Genomic DNA, 19399 nt, shown 5'->3' with positions numbered 1-19399 from the left:
CAGCTACCGCGACGGGATTGCCGCTGGTGTTCTGTCTGAGAATGCCTATGTTTCGCGTAGCTTCGACGTTACAGGGTTTCCATTTTTGCTTCTCGAAATTTCAATCGTTGCCATTCTTACCATCTTGAATGGCGTTCTCGCCATGTCGGAGCTTGCCGTCGTTTCCTCGCGGCCGGCTCGTTTGAAGGTTCTTGCCGACCAGGGCAGTCGCGGGGCCGCCATGGCTATGAGGCTTGGCGAGGAGCCCGGGCGGTTTCTGTCGACAGTGCAGATCGGCATCACGCTGGTCGGCGTGCTATCAGGTGCATTCTCGGGCGCGACGCTTGGCGCTCGACTGGCCGGCTGGCTTGGTACGCAGGGTCTGTCGCCAGCAGCTGCTGATGCGCTTGGCGTCGGCTCGGTCGTTGTCGCGATCACCTATCTCTCATTGATTGTTGGCGAACTGGTGCCAAAGCAGATTGCGCTTCGTGCGCCGGAGACCGTGGCGAGCAAGGTCGCACCGGCGATGATTTTCCTGTCCCGGCTTGCCGCGCCGCTCGTCTGGCTGCTCGACGCATCAGGACGGACAATCCTTCGCCTTCTCGGCCAGGCAGGCAAGTCGGGCGATGTCGTCACAGACGAGGAAATCAAGACTGTTCTGGCAGAAGCGCACAGCGCCGGTGTCATCGAGACGGAAGAGTCGGCGATGATCTCCGGGGTGATGAGGTTGGCCGACCGAAACGCACGTGCCTTGATGACACCGCGCCGGGAGGTGGAGGTGATTGATGTCGAAGACAGTTTCCCGGAGATCCGGGAGCAACTCCGCCTGAGCGCGCAGGCGCGACTGCCGGTACGCAAGAATAGCTCGGACGAGATTATCGGCGTGCTCTTGACCAAGGACTTCTATGACGCCTTGGCATCCTCGGGTCATGTCGAAATCGGGACGCTCGTTAAGCAGGTGCCGATCGTATCGGATCTGTCAGGCGCACTGGACGTCATTCAGGCAATTCGTCGATCAAGCTGTCACATGGTACTGGTCTATGACGAATATGGCCACTTCGAGGGGGTGATTACCTCCGGCGACATCCTGGAGGCAATTCTGGGTGCCGTCCAGGAAGACTCGATCGGCGAGCAAGCCATTGTGCGTCGTCACGACGGCAGTTACCTCGTATCCGGCTGGACGCCAATCGACGAGTTCGCGGATTTCATGAATTTCCAGATTGATGGCGACAGGGACTATCAGACAGTCGCGGGTCTTGTGCTGGAGGAAATGAAGCATCTACCCGAGGTCGGCGAGAGCTTCATTATGAATGGCTGGCGTATCGAGGTCGTCGACCTTGACGGGCGACGGATCGACAAACTGCTGCTGACTGCAATCGTCGCGCCGGACGAGGGGTCGCACCAGATGTTGCACTAATATCCGAACACACTTGTTGCTGGTGTCGTCGGAACCTTCAAGCGAGGATGGAGTTCATCGCTCCAGAAACATTGGAGGTAATTATGAAAGTGCATGTTACAGCAGCAATCGCGGCAATGATGTTGAGTGTCCCGGCAATGGCACAAACCACCGTCGTGACAGTGCCCGGCGAGGTAAGGACTTACATTACCGAGCAAGAGGTTCCGTCGGTGACGTATGACGGCGATATCGTTGTCGGAACAGAGCTGCCGTCCTCCATCGAAGTTCACACGATCCCCAGCAATGATGCATACGCTTACACAGTAATCAACAAACAACGCGTGATCGTCGATCCCCATACCCACCGCGTCATCGAAGTCATCAACTAATCAGCATGTTCGCGACGATAGGTGACATTCAAGTTGAACGTTGTTTGCGTTGGCCTTTCGCAACGTAAGTATTGCGGGCCAACGCCCCTGTTTGTATCCGGTTACATTCCGAGATACCGCCAGCCCTTGAGGAGCTCCTCGGCAGCTGCGCCGCTGCGTCCTCGGATGTCGATGGAGCCAAAATGCTCCTCTTGATTGCTGCTTTGGTTCAGGTCCTCGATTGATAGGTCTGCTCAATTTGTCTTTCCTGGTGGGCGCACCAGCATTAGACTTGGTCGATCAGGTACCCGTTGCGCTTCGAGCAAACCGCTCGGGAAGTGAGGCAATGTGCCACTCAGGCTGCCACAATCGATCTCCAGCCACTCGCTCGTCAACCCACTTGATTACGAGCTCGCCTCCGAGCGCGCGGATGCTCTCGGCCGACAGGGCCGCAAGGCGGAGGCCGCGTTGGCGAATTTGGCTGCATGGTCTTCGGAAAGCCCTCAACGAATTGATCGGATGACGCTTCTGGATGACGCTTCTGATGCAGTATGGGCCCTGTTCATCCAGCGGGAGATCTGCGGCCTTCGCAACAACGGAGATGTCATCGATCGCTACCAGATTCCCGGCGAGGTCCTCGCGAGGCTTGGCGCCACCCGCAGGTGACACCACAAGTAGGTGCTAAGCGTGTGCCGTTCGGTCGAACGGGGATCAAGTCGAGAGTGACGAAACAACGCCAAGACACGCTCTCAGCCGTTGACTGAGTCTTATTCGGAACGTCGGGTTGCGCGTCCAAAAGCGTCAGTATGTCGGAGTAATGTTCGGCGTAACCTTATTGTTAGCGTATAGTAATTCGCCGGAGTTCACTTGTGCGCGATATGATCCAGGAGGAAATATAATGCTGTTTCTGGCGAGAGATTTAACCTAGCCCTGGTCACCGAGTTGGGACATACTTACTGCGCAGTTGTTCTCTTGTTCATGTTTAAAGGGCGGATTGCCCGGTAGCGATTGGGGAGACGTCATGCCAGCCAATTGGGATCCAAATCAGCATATTGACTCCGAGACAGGTCGAATTGAATGGCCGACGGGTCCGATGACCGACATCGATCCGGACTACGAACCCAGGTGGGTCGAAGCCTGGGTCGTACAGGGTGGCGGAATTGGCCCAGGGCAGGTTTGGGCCGGACCAAGTCAGAGCTCCGCTCAGAGTTCCTGGACAGGCTTCCAGAGTGGGCGCTGGACCGCGCCCGAAGCTGGGTGGAGAAACGGACGCTTTGCGCCCGGTCCTGCGGTCGGAATTTCGCTCCTCGCATTGCGCGATGATGATGGACATTACCAGTATGATTGGTGGTTCGATGTTGTCACACTTCGGGATTAGCGCCGATCTGGAATGGTCGAGCGAGACGCAGATGGAGGATACAATGACCATGGAGGAGCGCGAATTCATTGAGCGCTACAAGACCCAGGTCGACGTCCTGCGGACTTTGCAGAAGAGGGTCACCGAGGCAATCGGCAGAGCCGAAGAAAAGCTTGAGCGGGTAGCCCGCGGAGAGGCTATGGACGCGGTCTTCGGTCCTGTCCAGCGGCGCCCGAGCGGCAAGGAGCGTGGCTAGGCCAATCTCGCCGGTAGTACGCCATTTGTCACGTCTTGTCGAACTCTGCCAGTCGACGCTTTGTGTTGGCTGCGGCAACCACGTTTCCCTTGCGCTCGTATAGACGCAACGCAACTGACGCCGCGGCGAACGCGTCGCTATGTTGGCCGGACGCCTCGAGGACATAGGACAAATCGACAAGTGCTACGGCCCTGTCGTTGACGAAGTCCGTCTTTTCGGCGAACTCCACTGCGGCGCGCGCAAGGGCTTCGGCCTCCTGGATTTTCGCCCTGCGGGCAAGAATACGTGCGCGCACACGCCGCCAGCGAACCTGCGTCACCAGATCATCGATTGCAGCAAGCTCCGAACTCACGGCCGTAAACTCCTCTGCCTCATCGTCACGACCTTGCTCCAGGAGAACGGCTGCAAGCGAGGCCGCCATCGTCGAACGAAAGGCGCGCTCGCCCATCGCCTCAAGCGCGTGGTAGGAAGCGCGCGCGCTCCTTTCTGCAGCGGCAGGATTGCCGGCGAGCAGTTCGACGACGGCTTCATGTTCTGAGGATGCTACATAAAGGGTGTGGCTGAGGCCGAAGTCGGCGTACGCCGCATTGCTCTTTGCGATTTGGTCGCGGGCAACAGAAAAGCGGCCGGCGATTGCGTTGAGGGAAGCGAGTTGACGCAGGATTGCGGCCTCGGACACTGGGCTTTCGGTCACTTCCACACGCATGGCCTCGCAGCGGCTAATTCCTTCGGCGGCAGGGGTGGGGCCAAACCAGAGCGATGAAGCAATCCAGGTCAGGATTTCGTGATATTCGTGCCAATCGCCCGCATGCCTGGCGTGAATTGCAGCGCGCTCCCAAGCTTCGGCTGCCGCCTCGCCCCGGGCGCCGTTGAAACGAAGCCAGGCCTTTAGTCGGTGTGCACGGCATAGACCGAGGTCGTCTCCCAGACTTTCGAAGATCGGGACAGCCTCAATTGCGGCCTCTTCTGCTTGCTTTACCCCGCCCTCCTGGGCGAGGAGGAGTTGCAGGAACTGTCGCTGGATGCTGACATGCGCAACCAATCGCCGGTCTCTGGAGGCGGCGGCAAGCTGTTCGGCTTCGTCGAGGATACGGCCCGCATCGTCCAGTCGGCCGCTCTCGATCTGCGCACCGCTCAATTCGGCAAGCAGCGCGATCCGGCGTGGGTCATCCCTTGGAATGAGCCGCGATACACGCTCGAGAAGGCTGATTGCCGCCGGAAGGTCGCTGCGAACAAGCGCCCGTCTTCCGGCCGCCTCGAGCCGTTCGCCTGCACGGGCGGCAAGAGAGGCAGTACGGGTATCGCGTGGTCCGAGTGATGTCCGGTATTGAAAGGCCTGTTCAAGGTGATAGCCGACAAATTCCTCGAATTCGCGAAGACGGTCTGCAGTCGCTCGTTCAAGCCAGGCGGCGAAGTGTTCGTGCAACTCGGCCCGCGAACCTTTCGACAAGGATCGATATGCGGCATCCCGGATGAGGGCATGCCTGAAGCGATAGGCCTTGTCTCCAGGGAAGGTCGGAGCCTCCGGCCGGATCAGATCCCGGCGCACAAGCGCAAGCAGCCCGGCCTCGAGCGCATCTAACAGGGGTTTCGCCAGTTCGCTGACTGCTCCTTGGTGGAAAACTGCGCCCTCCACCGCTGCGGTCCTCAAGATCGAACGCTCCACGGATGGGAGCCGCTCGAGCCGGGCAGCGAGAAGAGCGTTGATCGACGAGGGAACCGGCAGATCGGCGAGATCGGACACGGTGACCCAGCCATCGGACGCGCGACGCAGTAGGTTCTCGTCAATCAGCATTGCGACAAGCTCCTCAGCGAAGAGTGCATTGCCACCGGCCGCACCGAAGATCCTCGATTCGACAGCCGGCGGGAGTGGTGCGCCGCCGAGCAGATTGGATATGAGCGTATGGCATTCCTCGTCGCTCAGCCGCTCGAGAAAGATCGAGGTTGCATTGCGCTTGCCCGCTCCCCAGCCGGGTCGAGCGTCGAAGAGTTCCGGCCGCGCGATGCAGACAAGGAGAATTGGGACGTCGCGGGAGAAGTCGGCAACGTGCTCGAGCAGGTCCAGGAATGTTGGCTCCGCCCAATGAACATCGTCCACCACGACGACGAGCGGACCGGATCGGGCGAGTGCCTCCAGAAGCTTGCGCACGGCCCAGGCGGTCTCCTCGGTGGTCCCTTGTACCGCGCCGCCGAGGCCAAGCGCCCCAGCGACGCGCTCGGCAATGAGGCTGGCCTTTTCGTCCCCTGCAAGCTGCGCTTCGATCATAGCTGCGAGTTGCTCACCTCCATCCAGCCCCTCGGCCCGCGTGAATTCCCGGACGATCTCGGCCAATGGCCAATAGGTGATGCCTTCGCCGTAGGGCAGACAGTTGCCGTGCAAGACCGTAACGTCTTCCGCAAGACCACGCGAGAACTCCCGTACGAGCCGTGACTTTCCGACCCCGGCATCACCAAGGACGCTGACCATATGGCATGTCCTGTCGCCGACCGCGTTCTGGAAGACGGTTTCCAGCAGGACGCGCTGGCGTTCGCGTCCGACAAAAGGGGAATCGAAGCGGCGCGCAAGCCCCGGCGCGTGATGGAGGACTTCGCTAACGACAAGCGCTGTGATGGTCTCGCCGTGCTTGAGTAGGCGCGGGCCGCTTGGTGAAACGACGACCGCATCGCGTACCAGCCTGTGTGTCGATTTGCCGATCAGGATCTCGTTCGGCAGGGCTGCTTCCTCCAGCCGCTTTGCTGTATTGACGGCTTCGCCGGCGACCGAGAGAAACCCCCGCGAATCCGCGCTGGCGATAACCTCACCCGTGTTGATGCCTATCCGGTTTACAAGGCGTACTCCCCACCCAGCCTCCAGTTCCTGATTAAGATCGGCAAGTCTTTCTCTCATTTCCGCCGCTGCCCGCACGGCCCGCGTAGCGTCGTCTTCGTTGGCTGTGGGCGTGCCATAAACGGCCATGATGGCGTCCCCGATATACTTTTCAACGATTCCGCCATGGCGCTGCACGACAGCGCTGATCTCGCCAAAGTAGCGTTTGAGGACGTTGCGAAGCGCTTCCGGGTCAAGCGCAAGCCCGAGTCGGGAGGAATCCACGATGTCGGCAAAAAGGATCGTGACCGTCTTTCGGATGTCGGTGCTCGGCTCGTGCAGCCCGGGCGCCAGCGGCCTGACCTCGGCCGTTCGGGCTGCCATCCGGTAGATCTTGACAGGCCGGCTGATGTTCTTCAGTTGCTGCTCGCCGGCATATTCGAAATCGACATCGATCTTGCCGGGGAGTTGCTCGTAGGCCGAGCCCGTGATCAATACGCTTCCGGCAGGGCAAATTTGTTCGAGACGAGCGGCGACGTTGATGCCATCGCCGAGCAGGTCGTCATCCTCGACCACGACATCTCCGAGGTTTATGCCGATGCGTAAGACGATCCGGCGTTCGGAATTGACCGGCCTTTGCCAGTCGGCCACCTTTTCCTGCATGGTCACAGCACAAGCTACGGCATCGACGACGGAGTTGAATTCCGCGATCAGTCCGTCACCCATGACCTTGACGATCCGGCCGTGGTGCTCGGAAAACAACGGCTCCATGAGGGATTGCCGTAAATGTTTCAACGCGGTGAGCGTTCCGCTTTCGTCCGCCTCGACGAGGCCTGAATAGCCGACGACATCTGCAACCAGAATTGCTGCGAGCTTTCGTCCGACCCGAGGCAATGGCATAATATCGCCCTTCTGCTGGCAGACTTGCCTTCATCACACGTCGTTCCAGAACAAAACAATAGCCTATTGCTGCGAATGCGACGACCAGAATCGGCCGGCGCCATCCGTTGTTCGTCCACTGCTTCGAATTGGTTTGCACGGTGCCTGACGTGCCTCTTGAGGCCCGGCAACGAGACAGGTACATTAATGGTGCCTAATGTACCCTTGCGCGACTGGGGAGCGAAATGGACATCAGCTTGACGCGACGTTGTGCGATGGTGAACGGCGTGCTTCTGACCACAGCGGTCGCCCTTTCGGGAACACGTTCGATCATACCGTCGGCACGTGCCGGTGATCAGATCGGCGAGGTTACATGGGCCTTGCCCAGCGTTGCGGAAACGCTGTTGATCCCACATGCCTGGACAACGTATGTCGGGGCGATCATGTCGCTCGTCCAGGAGGGACTGCTGACGTTCGGAGACGATCTCAGCCTTGAGCTCGCTGCCGCTGACACCTGGAACCAGGAGAATGCGACGACGCTGCATTATCACCTGCGTGGTGGCGTCACCTTTGGCGACGGATCTCCCTTAACGGCCGACGATGTCGTTGCCACCATGGAATATCACATGAACCCGGACTCCGGTTCACAGCTGGCCTCCTTCTACAATTCGGTGGCAGCCGTCAAGGCGACAGCAAAAGACCAGGTCACTGTCAAGTTGAAGGGTCCCGACGTACAGTTCGTCTATACCGCTGCACACATGGCGGGCTTCGTCTTCAAGAAGGAGCAACTTGCGGACAACGGCATCGGAACGCCGGAGGTGCTGCCACTTGGGACCGGCCCCTACAGGTTAGCCGAATTTGTTCCGTCCGATCGCGTCGTTCTTGAGGCCCGCGATGATTACTGGGGTGGGACACCCTTTGCTAAACGCATCGTCTTCCAGGCAATACCAGACCGGCAGGCCCGGCTGCTAGCCATGCAGAACGGTGACATAGCAGGTACCTTCGATATCGCCATTTCTGACCTGGACCAGTGGGATGCACTCGGCAACGTCGAGACGACGCCTTCTCTTGGCGTCTATGCACTCATCCTGGACCAATCGGCGCCACCGTTCGACGACATCCATGTTCGCCGCGCCGTGGCCCATGCTGTCGACCGGGAAGGCCTGGTTAAGGCTCTGCTCAAAGGCAAGGGAGAGGCAGCAACGGCTCTCAATCCGCCGCAGATGTGGTCAGGGCTGATGTTGCCCGAGGAGGTCCGCGCCTTTTACGCTACCTTGGCGCAGTACCCATTCGACCTAGGGCTAGCGAAGGCTGAACTGGCAAAATCCGGCCATCCGGACGGTTTTGACGTTTCCATCCCGGCATCGAGTGCCGATCCATACATGGTCAATATCCTGCAGTCCGTGGTCGAGAACCTGAAGCAGATCGGTATCCGTGCAAGGATCGAGGAAACCGACAACAACACCTGGCTCGCCCAGTATTTTCGCCATGAGAAGCTCGGAATGCAGATCATGGCCTATTATCCTGACTATCCCGACGCCGTCAGTTATCCCTACCTCTTCTTCTCGAGTTCGACCGCGAGGAAGGATGGACTGAACGGTTCGAACTTCAAGGATGCTGAGGTTGATGCGCTCCTGAAGACTGCGACCGAGAAGTCCGATCCCACGGAACGCACGGTGGCGCTGAAGAAACTGTTCACGATCGTCAACGACAAAGTCCCCCTTGTGCCGATATTTTGGCCCAACTCTGCGATGGCTCTCAGCAATAAGTACAGGCTCAACGGCTATACCGCCTTCTGGTATAATGTTCCCTGGGCCATGAGAGGGTTTGGCCCGGCATGGTGACGCTGCTGTCCGGAAGAAGACAGAGGGGTGTTTCCCCATCGATCGACACCGGCCGAAGACGGAAGGTACCGGCGGATGGACCTTTTTTTAGCGCGCATCATCGATCGGCGGCAGATGAGGGACCTGCAGGGGAGGCCAGACGCCTGCTTCGTGGAAATGCAGGTCGTTCCGCAATGCCACAGCCTTGACCCACACGACCGACATCAAGTGGATGCATGCATTTGCACCTGTTTGGGGCGGACCCGTGGGGCACGACAATGACGGCTTCGACCCTCGTCATGTTTCTCGCGCGCCGGTTCGCAATAGCGATCCCGCTTCTTCTGATCATCTCATTCGGTGTCTTCGCACTCGTCCATATCGCCCCAGGCGATCCGGTGCGCTCTCTGCTTGGCACGCGTGCGGCAGACCCGGCGACGATTGCTGTGATCCGCGCCCGATACCACCTGGATGACCCGCTGCCGATGCAGTACGGAAAGTGGCTGTCGCAAGTCATCCGGGGGGACCTTGGCGTCTCCATTCAGGGCAATCGGGCGGTGACGCGGACCATCAAGGATCGGCTAGGCGTCACCGTCTTCCTGACCTTGATGAGCAGTGCCCTTGTTCTCGGCCCGGGCATCTTGCTTGGCGCCGTTGCGGCTTATCGCCAAGGTACGCGCCTGGACCGGGTGGTCGTGTTGCTGGGTGTTTTCGGGATAAGCTCGCCAGCCTTCGTCACCGGTATCTTCCTCCTCTACCTCTTCGGTGTTTTGCTGCGCTGGTTTCCCATCTTCGGATCAGGTGATGGTTTTTTCGACCGGGCCTGGCACCTGGCACTTCCTTCGCTGGCGCTGGCGATATCTGTCATGGCAATCGTCATCAAGATCACGCGTGCAGCGATGATCGAGGAGCTGGGGCAGGACTACGTCACCTTTGCACGGTCACGTGGCCTTTCCCCGCACCGTATTCTTTTTGCCTACGTCCTCAGGAATTCCCTCATTTCGCTGGTCACGGCCGCGGGGATCATCATTGTCGGTATTGTGGCAGGGGCGATTTACGTCGAAGTCACCTTTTCGTTGCCGGGCCTCGGCGCCTTGACAGTTGACGCCATCCAGAAGCGCGACATTCCGACGATCCAGGGGACTGTTCTGCTATTTTCTACTTTTGTCGTGCTGGTGAATCTTGGAGTCGACGTGATTTACGCAATGATAGACCCACGCATCCGCTTTGGGAGGGTTCGGCCATGAGCAGCCCGGCCGCCGACGAAGGAGGTGTAGAGGAGCTGCGGCCGCGCGTTGCCGCTAGCGTGCTCGTTGCCATGCTCGTTCTCGCGACAGTAGCGGTCAGCGCCATCCTTGGAGATAAGATTGTCCCCGATTCACCGTTTCTCCAGCGACTCGGGACTGGCGATACACCGCCATCGCTCGCGCACCTCGCAGGGACGGATCTGTTCGGGCGCGATGTGCTTTCGCGCGTCATCTACGGCGCGCGGACAGCTCTGGTCGGTCCGGTCATCGTCGCCGCCGGCTCCTTTGCGATCGCGACCGTGCTTGGGTTGGTGTCAGGCTATTTCGGCGGCCTGGTCGACACAGCGATCATGCGCTGGGTTGACGTCACGCTCGCGTTGCCGGGACCGCTTCTGGCGATCGTTGTCGTCGGTATCGTGGGAGGCGGCTACTGGACCGCGGTGGCCGTTCTTGTGGTTCTATTTTCCGCTACCGATACCCGCATTGTTCGCAGTGCTGTCCTCGAGCAGCGACCCCTTCCTTACATAGAAGCTGCGCGCACGCTCGGTCTTTCGAAGACGCGCATCCTGTTCGTGCACGTTCTTCCGAATGTGGCGCCGATCATCCTTGCGTATGTGATCCTTGACTTCGCCTTTGCCCTGGTGAACCTCGCCGGCTTGTCGTTCCTCGGCCTCGGCATCGAACCCGGTGCCCCCGACTGGGGCCGGATGCTCTTCGAGAACCGTAATATCCTCTTCTCAAATCCCGCTGCACTGCTTTTGCCTGCTGGCATGATCATCGTCACCGCCATCAGCATAAACCTCATCGGCGACTGGTTGCTCGAGCGGTTCGCCAGATGAAGACAGGGTCGATCGAGGCTAGCGGAGGTGGGCCGCTACTCAAGGTCGAGGGCCTTGCGATCTCGTTCGGCAGGGCGGCAATCACAACATCAGTGAGCATCGCGTTGGAGCGCGGCGAGAGCATAGCAATCGTTGGCGAGTCTGGATCGGGAAAGTCTGTGACGGCCCGCGCGATTGCCGGGCTTCTGCCGCCAGGCCTCAACGCAACCGGTGCGATCACCTTCGACGGCATGTCCGTGATGCCGCTTCCCGAGCGCGAACGTCGCAAATTACGCGGATATCGCGTTTCGATGCTGATGCAGGATCCCTTCACGATGCTGAACCCGCTCATGCGTTGCGGTGACCACATTGACGAGATGCTGCGTGATCGGCCGGAGTTCGCGTCGCGTCAGGCAAGGGGGGGCGAGGTGCAAAGGCGCCTTGAGGAAGTCGGGATTTCGGATCCCGATGTGGCGCGCCGCCTGCCATTCGAGTTGTCGGGCGGCATGTGTCAGCGTGTCGCGATGGCTGCCGCGCTTGCGCGCGACCCGGATCTGCTCATTGCCGATGAGGCCACGACGGCGCTCGACGTCACCAGTCAAGCCGATATCATGAAGCTCCTCGGCCATATCCAGCGAGAGCGTCATATGGGCCTGATCCTTGTCACCCACAATCTGCGGCTCGCCTTCGCGACCTGCCAGCGCGTCTACGTCCTCTATGCAGGCTCGGTACTAGAAGTCGGCGACGCCATTTCCGTCGAGCGTCGACCTTTCCATCCCTACACCCTTGGGCTGCTCCTGTCGGAACCGCCGGTTGATATTCGTGTGCAAAACCTTGTCGCCATGCGGGGTTCCGTGCCCCGCGCGGCCGACGTTATTGACCGCTGCGGTTTCGCAGACCGCTGTGATTGGGCAAGCGAGGTTTGCCGCGCCAGCAAGCCGCCGCTCGGTGCTCTCAGCGCTCTGCGCTCCACCGCATGTCTCCGTCAGGACGAGATCCAGAGTGAGATCGATGCCCGGCGCGCGACTGCACTGTCGGAGGAGCCGAAAGCGTTGAGTCGCGGAGAAACCACGGATTGCCTTGTCCGTGTCGACTCGCTCAGCAAGACTTTCTCCGGAGCCCGTGGACGGCCGGTCCGCGCAGTGAGGGAGGTTTCATTGCACATCAGGTCTGGGGAATGTGTGGGGCTGGTTGGCGAATCCGGTTCGGGCAAGACGACCATCGGGCGCTGTCTCGTTGGCCTCGAGAACCCGACCTCCGGCAACATCGTAATCGACGGCATTTCGGCTGGCGATTATCGCGCCCTGACCAAGGGGGACCTTGCGAGAATACGCCGGACCATCCAGATGGTTTTTCAGGACGCCTATTCGACGCTCAATCCCCGACATAGCGTCGGCCAGGCATTGGCAGAGGCACTCGGGGCGTCGGTGGGGGCCACAGACCCGGTGACACCCGAACGGATCGTGTCGCTGCTTGCCGAGGTCGGCTTGTCCGCTTCATACACTTCCCGCCGTTCGAGGTCGCTGTCCGGCGGCGAACGCCAGCGCGTTGCGATTGCCCGTGCGCTTGCGGTCGAGCCGGCAATTCTCGTCTGCGACGAACCCGTCTCTGCTCTCGATGTGTCTGTCCAGGGCCAGGTGCTTAATCTCTTCCGACGCCTGCAAGTCGAACACGCGCTATCATACCTCTTCATCACGCACGATCTCGCTGTGCTGCGACAGATCGCCGAGCGAATTTATGTGCTCTATCTCGGCGAGATCGTCGAGGAGGGACCGACAGAGAAGGTCATCGGCGACCCGCAGCACCCATATACACGCCGGCTTGTCAAGTCGATCCCCCGCGGAACAATCAAATTGACGCGCTGAGGGGGCGAGAGCGCGGCGAACGGTGCGCGCTCCTTCAGGTTTCCAGCCCTCTGTTGGGTCTGTCGGTCGAAGAAGTGAGCCTTTGCCGTTTCCAAGGGGAGCCTGACCTTTTGCTCGCGCGTAACTCAACGCGATCGCCCACGACCCATGTCAGTTCCCTGCCGTCGAGCTCAACGGCGACATGGGTTTCCGAACCGGTCGGCTCCACGACCTTGATAGTGGCTTCGATGCCCGTTTCGGTCGCCAAGCGTGATGTCCTCGGGACGTATGCCGAGTGTGAACGGCCTCTTGTCCGAATTGGCACGCAACGTGAAAGCCGGATGCGGGCCCCGCCTGCAAGCACGAGCCAAGGGCTGGCGCCGATCTAGATGGTTCCCTCAACCAAGAAACCCTGCAACAAATACGTTGCGTGGCCTGTCGTAGAGTTCCAGAGAGCTGCCGATCTGCTCCACCTTGCCGCCCTGGACCACGACGATCTTGTCAGCCATGGTCATCGCTTCGATCTGGTCATGCGCGGCGTAGACGATCGTCGTTTTCAAGCGTTGGTGAAGCGCCTTGATCTCGGCCCGCATCTTGACGCGCAAGTTTGCATCAAGATTGGGCAATAGTTCGTCGAACAGGACGACTTTCGGGTCCCGGGCGACTGCCCGTCCCATGGCGACGCGTTACCGCTGGCCACCGGAGAGCTGGGCCGGCTCGGCTGCGAGCCCTCCCGCAGCCAAGGCAAATGCCCCGTTGTGGCCTCCATCCGGATCGCGTGCGCGACGCAAATTCGACACTCTGGACATCGTTACCCCATTATAATTTGCCACGAGCATATCCTGTTCCCGGCGTCTTCTGACCTATACATAGGTCTGGTCGGTCGAACTGCATTGGTGGGCATATCTTTCTGGTTTTTGGCGACACAGCATTCGGCGCCGCTCGCGTGTTCGGTGCCACCTGTCCGGCCCATGTCAACCGTGATTTCACCTGATGATCCCAGGAAATGAACGGTCACCGGCCCAATCGAGTCGGGAGTGATGGCTCTCGGGACCGGCAGAAACCACGGTTTAGCGGTGCCAGAATTGATTTGACAGCAGGTCATCCCAAGCGCCGAATCTTTTTGGGCTGGCGCGCACGTCCTGATGGGAGGCAAGCTCATGGAACTGAACTGGAATACGATTTCAGACCGTTCTAACGTTAAAGATGGTCGCCAGATTATAATCGGCTCACAGGATGAGGGGGGGTACCACTATAACGTTGTGTTCTACCATGCGCCGATGGAGCTTTGGTACGGTGGCGCTGGCATCAAGGTGAGAGACGAAGATATTGAACATTGGGCTGAAATACCGCCTCCCGGCGCCTGAATAACTAAGGCACATTCTTAGGTTTAAACACCCGGTCCTCTCTGCACGGCGAGCGGCGAGAGGAGAAAAATCGCTTGCCTATCCACTTCAGCTGACCGCAAGAAATGGAGAAAGCTGCCCAGCTGGTCAAAGGGTAATATTCGACCGGAGTAAAGAAAAAATAACCTCACATAAGTCGATTGATACTCCATTGTGGAATTTTGGAAGATACGACATAGTAGAATAAGTTGTTGCAAGAAGATCGGAGGGCGATCTCATGCCAGCAAATTTCGATTCACCCTTAAAAATTAATATTGCCACTGGATTCGTCGAGTGGCCAACGGGACCGTTGGGTTACGTTGACGGGTATCAACCGGTACGGGTTGAGGTCTGGCTTATGCAGCAAAGTACCGGCGCCATACAAATGGCTTACCAAGATAATCCCTCCGGGTCGAAATGGAAGGCAGACGATGATTATTTCCCATCGCCCTGGGGCGGTGGACTATTCAAGCCTGGGCCGGCATTGGGAACAGCCGTTTTAATTACTAAGAAGACGGTGATGGGCGCCACCGTCCAGCATGTCTATTGGTGGACTGAGGAAGTTGAGCTTAAGTACTGACTGACGACTATCCTGCAGATCCTTTCCTGAAGTCCAAGGTGAAGCGGCAATTCGTGCAAGAGCGCTTCCAAACGCAGAACGGCAGCCGTTGCATTTGCGAGCGGTCAATGATCTTGGCTGCTATCGCGGCTGAATGGAGCCGGCAACTAGCTAGGTGACAATGCGCGCCGGCCGACGTTAGTTGTAATAGGTGATATCGCGGACAGCGCGATTTTGGCGGATCGGAAATAGTGCGGCCAAAAGAGTGGTCGTTCTCTCAGGCCCCGCTTTCTTTGACGGCCTCCATGGCGACGAAGGTCGAGGTGCTGGCAACGAAAGGGAGACTCGAAATCTTTTCTCCGAGCACGAGGCGATAGTTGGCAATATCGGAGGTGCGGATTTTCAGCAGATAGTCGAATGCGCCTGCGATCATGTGGCACTCCTCCACTTCCTGCAGCCTCCGCGCTGCAATGTTGAATGCCTTCAGCGCGTGTTCGCGCGTATCCGAGAGTTTCACCTCCGTGAATGCGACGTGGTTCTTCCCGAGTTTCTTCAAGTCGACGACCGCACGAAAGCCGAGGATATAGCCATCTTCGATCAATCGCTTTAATCTGACCTGGCAGGGTGTGTTAGAGAGGCCCACCTTTTTGGCAAGATCGGTTATCGACATTCGACCATCTGCGATAAGAGCTTCGATGATCTTGTGATCGAATTGGTCAATTTCCCTGCCGTTTGTGACTATACTCACGATTTTCCCTCGACTGTTCCTCTAAATTAGGCAGTTATAGGTCAGAGGTGGCAATTTCAAGTGAAATTACCTTCGCACGACCTGTTATGTGTTGGTCAAGATTCTACCTGGAGCAAAGACATGACGATCACCAGCGAGACGGTGGCAAGCAACCTCAACAGCTTAGTGACTGGTGGCGCCAATCCGTTTGAGGGTTTTGCACCGGCGGTGCGTCCACAAAGTGATTTGCGACGAACAATCACTGCGGCGTACCGTATTCCAGAAACCGTTTGCGTTCCGGCTCTCGTGGAAGCTGCTGCACTCCCGGAAAAAGTTCGCCAGGGTGCAGCGACGACTGCGCGTCGACTTATCGAAGCACTCCGTGCCAAACACAAGGGTACTGGCGTTGAGGGCCTCGTGCACGAATATTCGCTTTCGAGCCAGGAGGGCGTGGCGCTGATGTGTCTGGCAGAAGCCTTGCTTCGGATTCCTGATACGGCTACCCGTGACGCCCTGATCCGCGACAAGATCGCCGAGGGTGATTGGAAGTCGCATCTGGGCGGCGGCCGGTCCCTCTTCGTCAATGCCGCAACCTGGGGGCTGGTGGTAACCGGCAAGCTCACAGCGACGGTCAACGATCGTAACCTTTCGGCTGCGCTCACGCGCCTGATCGCACGATGCGGCGAGCCGGTTATCAGGCGTGGCGTCGACATGGCGATGCGAATGATGGGTGAGCAGTTTGTCACTGGCGAAACCATCGACGAGGCGCTGCAACGAGCAAAGCCACTCGAACAGCGCGGCTTCAGGTACTCCTATGACATGCTTGGGGAGGCGGCAACGACCGGCGCCGACGCCGAACGGTACTACAAGGACTATGAAGCCGCGATCCACGCAATCGGCAAAGCGTCCGATCGGCGTGGTATCTATGAAGGGCCTGGGATTTCGATCAAGCTCTCTGCTTTGCATCCGCGCTATTCAAGAGCACAGAGCGAAAGGGTCGTCAGTGAACTGCTGCCGAAGGTTAAGACGCTTGCCCTGATTGCCAAGTCCTATGATATAGGCCTCAATATCGATGCCGAGGAGGCGGATCGGCTGGAGTTGTCGCTGGATATCCTTGAGACACTATGCCTCGACGATGATCTTTCCGGATGGAACGGCATGGGTTTTGTTGTGCAGGCCTATGGCAAGCGCTGCCCGTCCGTGCTCGATTTTATCATTGACCTTGCCCGTCGCGCTGGTCGCCGGATCATGGTTCGCCTGGTCAAGGGAGCCTATTGGGATGCCGAAATCAAGCGGGCTCAACTCGACGGTCTTGAAGACTTTCCCGTCTTTACTCGAAAGATTTACACTGACGTGTCCTATGTGGCCTGCGCAAAGAAGCTCTTGGCTGCACCAGATGCTGTCTTCCCGCAATTCGCAACCCACAATGCGCAGACGCTTGCCACAATCTATCACATGGCCGGTTCAGACTTCCATGTTGGGAAGTACGAATTCCAATGCCTTCATGGCATGGGGGAACCGCTCTACGACGAGGTCGTCGGCCGCCAGAACCTCAACCGTCCCTGCCGCATCTACGCACCGGTTGGCACACATGAAACACTGCTCGCCTATCTCGTGCGACGGCTCCTCGAAAATGGGGCAAACTCGTCGTTTGTGAATCGGATCGCCGATCCGGGCGTCTCCGTTGAAGAGCTTGTTGCGGATCCCGTCGATCTTGTCGCCGGAATGCAAGTACCTGGTCTGAAGCACGACAAGATCGCACTGCCCGGCGACCTCTACGGTCAGCGCCGCAATTCCGCTGGTATCGATGTCTCGAACGAAACGACGCTTGCGGAACTGACCGAGAGCCTGAAGGCAAGCGCAACGCTACGTTGGAAGGCAGCGCCAACCCATGAAAGGGAGGCTGCGCCGTCCCGCGACGTCGTCAATCCGTCCGACGGGCAGGACATTGTGGGGACCGTGCGCGAGGCAACGATCGAGGAAGCCGGAGCTGCGGCCGCAATCGCACTCAAAGCCGCGCCGTCCTGGGCTGCAGTGCAGCCTGCCGAGCGGGCCGCGCTCCTCGAGCGGGCAGCTGACGCTATGCAGGCGAAAATGGAGACCTTGTTGGGTCTCATCATTCGCGAAGCTGGGAAGTCGCTGCTGAATGCCGTCGCTGAGGTCCGGGAGGCGGTCGACTTCCTACGTTACTACGCCGAGCAGACGCGCCGCACCCTCGGTCCTTCTCATGCACCACTTGGTCCCGTTGTGTGCATAAGCCCGTGGAATTTTCCATTGGCGATCTTTACCGGGCAGGTTGCTGCTGCGCTTGTCGCAGGCAACCCGGTTCTAGCCAAACCTGCGGAAGAAACGCCGTTGATTGCGGCCGAAGCCGTTAGAATTCTGCATGGAGCCGGTATCCCGACTGACGTCGTCCAGTTGGTTCCGGGTGATGGAAGGGTAGGGGCGGCTCTGGTGACAGCTCCCGAAGCCGCTGCCGTGATGTTCACAGGCTCCACAGAGGTTGCGCGAATTATCCAGGGCGAGCTCGCCAAGCGACTATCCAAGGGCGGAAAGCCGATTCCATTTATCGCCGAGACTGGCGGCCAGAATGCCATGATCGTGGACTCCTCGGCACTTGCCGAACAGGTTGTCGGTGATGTGATTGCCTCGGCATTCGACAGCGCCGGGCAGCGCTGCTCGGCACTGCGCGTTCTGTGCCTGCAGGAAGACATCGCCGACCGTACATTGGTGATGCTTAAAGGAGCTTTGAAGGAGCTCTCCATCGCCAATACCAATCGCCTGGCCTCGGACATAGGGCCGGTCATTACTGCCGAAGCCAAGGATACAATCGAAGCGCACGTAGAGGCCATGAGCGGCGCAGGCTGCAAAGTCGAACGTGTGAATTTGTCCGAAGCGACCGAGAGGGGGACATTTGTCGCCCCAACCATCATCGAAATCAGCAGCATTTCGCAGCTTAAACGCGAGGTGTTTGGTCCGGTTCTTCACGTTATTCGATGGCGCCGCCAGGACCTTGGACGCCTGATAGACGATATCAATGCGACGGGTTATGGTCTTACGTTCGGTCTTCATACGCGCCTCGATGAAACGATTGCAAATGTGACGAGGCAGGTGAAAGCGGGCAATATTTATGTCAACCGCAACGTCATCGGCGCAGTCGTCGGCGTGCAACCTTTCGGCGGTCGCGGTCTATCCGGGACCGGCCCCAAGGCAGGCGGGCCTCTCTACCTCGGGCGCCTGGTTTCATCTCCGCCCATTCCGCCACAGCACAGCTCGGTCTACAGCGATCCTTCGCTTCTGGACTTTGCAAAATGGCTGGAACAGCAGGGCCTTTCTGAAGATGCGGAAGTCGCGCGGCAACTTGGCAGCCAGTCCGCTCTGGGACTTGAAATGGAGCTTCCCGGTCCGGTGGGCGAGCGTAATCTATATGCGCTTCACCCTCGCGGTAAGATCTTGTGCGCGCCGTGGTCCAGCACAGGTCTCATCCGCCAGATTTCCGTTGTCCTCGCCACCGGAAATAGCGCAGTTATCGATTGCGATGAAGGCTTGCGTCCAACATTGAAAGGACTTCCCGCCAGCGTCGGCTCACGCATTGACTGGAAGGAAACCAAAGCAATTTCCGAGCCATTGGCCGGAGCGCTCATCGAAGGTGAGGACGCGCGGGTTCTCGCTATGCTGTCGAAGATAGCAGCAATGCCAGGGCCACTACTATTGACACAATCTGCGACGCCAGCGGAGCTCAGGCATGATGCGGATGCCTACTGCCTGAACTGGCTTCTCGAGGAGGTGTCGACCTCCATCAACACCGCTGCGGCAGGGGGCAACGCAAGCCTGATGTCGATCGGGTGATACTGGCGAGGCAGCTAGGCCGTAAACTCATAAATTCTCTTGGCGTATTGCGTTCGGCGTGATTCAAGGCTTCCGAATTAGGAGCTATGATGACACGCCGCCGCTACGA

At 58.8% G+C, this 19399-nt stretch carries 13 protein-coding genes and 1 pseudogene; 11 read left to right on the top strand and 3 right to left on the bottom strand.

What is annotated here, in order from left to right; all coding sequences use genetic code 11:
* Positions 1-85: 85 nt before the first annotated feature.
* The 4 genes from FHT76_RS32390 to FHT76_RS32375 all read left to right on the top strand — a co-directional run bounded on the left by FHT76_RS32390 (position 86) and on the right by FHT76_RS32375 (position 3356).
* On the top strand, positions 86-1396 hold the full coding sequence (locus FHT76_RS32390) for a hemolysin family protein (protein ID WP_183757631.1): 1311 nt from the start codon (positions 86-88) through the stop codon (positions 1394-1396).
* Between the two features lie 83 nt (positions 1397-1479).
* A complete protein-coding gene (locus FHT76_RS32385) occupies positions 1480-1764 on the top strand; it encodes a DUF1236 domain-containing protein (protein ID WP_183757522.1) in 285 nt (94 codons plus the stop codon).
* A 327-nt stretch (positions 1765-2091) separates the two neighbouring features.
* Complete coding sequence (locus FHT76_RS32380; protein WP_183757521.1) at positions 2092-2409, top strand: DUF6665 family protein; 318 nt, start codon at positions 2092-2094, stop codon at positions 2407-2409.
* 563 nt (positions 2410-2972) lie between these two features.
* Positions 2973-3356, top strand: a complete 384-nt coding sequence (locus tag FHT76_RS32375; RefSeq protein ID WP_259186233.1) for a hypothetical protein — start codon at positions 2973-2975, stop codon at positions 3354-3356.
* A gap of 28 nt (positions 3357-3384) precedes the next feature.
* Here the strand turns inward: FHT76_RS32375 and FHT76_RS32370 are convergent, their stop codons facing one another.
* Positions 3385-7062 carry an adenylate/guanylate cyclase domain-containing protein gene (locus FHT76_RS32370; RefSeq protein WP_183757520.1) on the bottom strand — a complete coding sequence of 1226 codons (3678 nt, stop codon included), beginning with the start codon at positions 7060-7062 and terminating at the stop codon, positions 3385-3387.
* A 224-nt stretch (positions 7063-7286) separates the two neighbouring features.
* On the opposite strand from FHT76_RS32370, the gene FHT76_RS32365 reads away from it, so the two are divergent.
* From FHT76_RS32365 to FHT76_RS32350, 4 genes are all read left to right on the top strand, one after another.
* On the top strand, positions 7287-8885 hold the full coding sequence (locus tag FHT76_RS32365) for an ABC transporter substrate-binding protein (RefSeq protein ID WP_183757519.1): 1599 nt from the start codon (positions 7287-7289) through the stop codon (positions 8883-8885).
* A 257-nt stretch (positions 8886-9142) separates the two neighbouring features.
* Positions 9143-10108 carry an ABC transporter permease gene (locus FHT76_RS32360; protein ID WP_183757518.1) on the top strand — a complete coding sequence of 322 codons (966 nt, stop codon included), beginning with the start codon at positions 9143-9145 and terminating at the stop codon, positions 10106-10108.
* On the top strand, positions 10105-10947 hold the full coding sequence (locus FHT76_RS32355; RefSeq protein ID WP_183757517.1) for an ABC transporter permease: 843 nt from the start codon (positions 10105-10107) through the stop codon (positions 10945-10947). Before FHT76_RS32360 ends, FHT76_RS32355 begins: the two co-directional genes overlap by 4 nt.
* Positions 10944-12791: an ABC transporter ATP-binding protein gene (locus FHT76_RS32350; protein WP_183757516.1), complete on the top strand. Its 1848-nt coding sequence runs from the start codon at positions 10944-10946 to the stop codon at positions 12789-12791. The genes FHT76_RS32355 and FHT76_RS32350 overlap by 4 nt, the downstream gene beginning before the upstream one ends.
* A gap of 47 nt (positions 12792-12838) precedes the next feature.
* Here the strand turns inward: FHT76_RS32350 and FHT76_RS41295 are convergent.
* A pseudogene (locus tag FHT76_RS41295) lies at positions 12839-13498 on the bottom strand (ABC transporter ATP-binding protein); the annotation flags it as partial.
* A gap of 432 nt (positions 13499-13930) precedes the next feature.
* On the opposite strand from FHT76_RS41295, the gene FHT76_RS32335 reads away from it, so the two are divergent.
* Together FHT76_RS32335 and FHT76_RS32330 are read left to right on the top strand one after the other, a co-directional pair.
* The gene (locus FHT76_RS32335; RefSeq protein ID WP_259130902.1) at positions 13931-14137 is read left to right on the top strand and encodes a hypothetical protein; all 207 of its coding nucleotides are present in this window, start codon (positions 13931-13933) and stop codon (positions 14135-14137) included.
* A gap of 256 nt (positions 14138-14393) precedes the next feature.
* The gene (locus FHT76_RS32330) at positions 14394-14735 is read left to right on the top strand and encodes a hypothetical protein (RefSeq protein ID WP_259130904.1); all 342 of its coding nucleotides are present in this window, start codon (positions 14394-14396) and stop codon (positions 14733-14735) included.
* A 256-nt stretch (positions 14736-14991) separates the two neighbouring features.
* On the opposite strand, the gene FHT76_RS32325 is transcribed toward FHT76_RS32330, so the two are convergent.
* The gene (locus FHT76_RS32325; protein ID WP_183757515.1) at positions 14992-15462 is read right to left on the bottom strand and encodes an Lrp/AsnC family transcriptional regulator; all 471 of its coding nucleotides are present in this window, start codon (positions 15460-15462) and stop codon (positions 14992-14994) included.
* Between the two features lie 120 nt (positions 15463-15582).
* Here FHT76_RS32325 and putA point away from each other — a divergent pair, with 120 nt between their 5' ends.
* Complete coding sequence (putA, locus tag FHT76_RS32320) at positions 15583-19290, top strand: trifunctional transcriptional regulator/proline dehydrogenase/L-glutamate gamma-semialdehyde dehydrogenase (protein WP_210281024.1); 3708 nt, start codon at positions 15583-15585, stop codon at positions 19288-19290.
* The last annotated feature ends 109 nt before the right edge of the window (positions 19291-19399 follow it).

It is taken from the genome of Rhizobium sp. BK176 (genome assembly GCF_024808055.1).
This window is presented reverse-complemented; position numbering and strand designations above follow the sequence as displayed.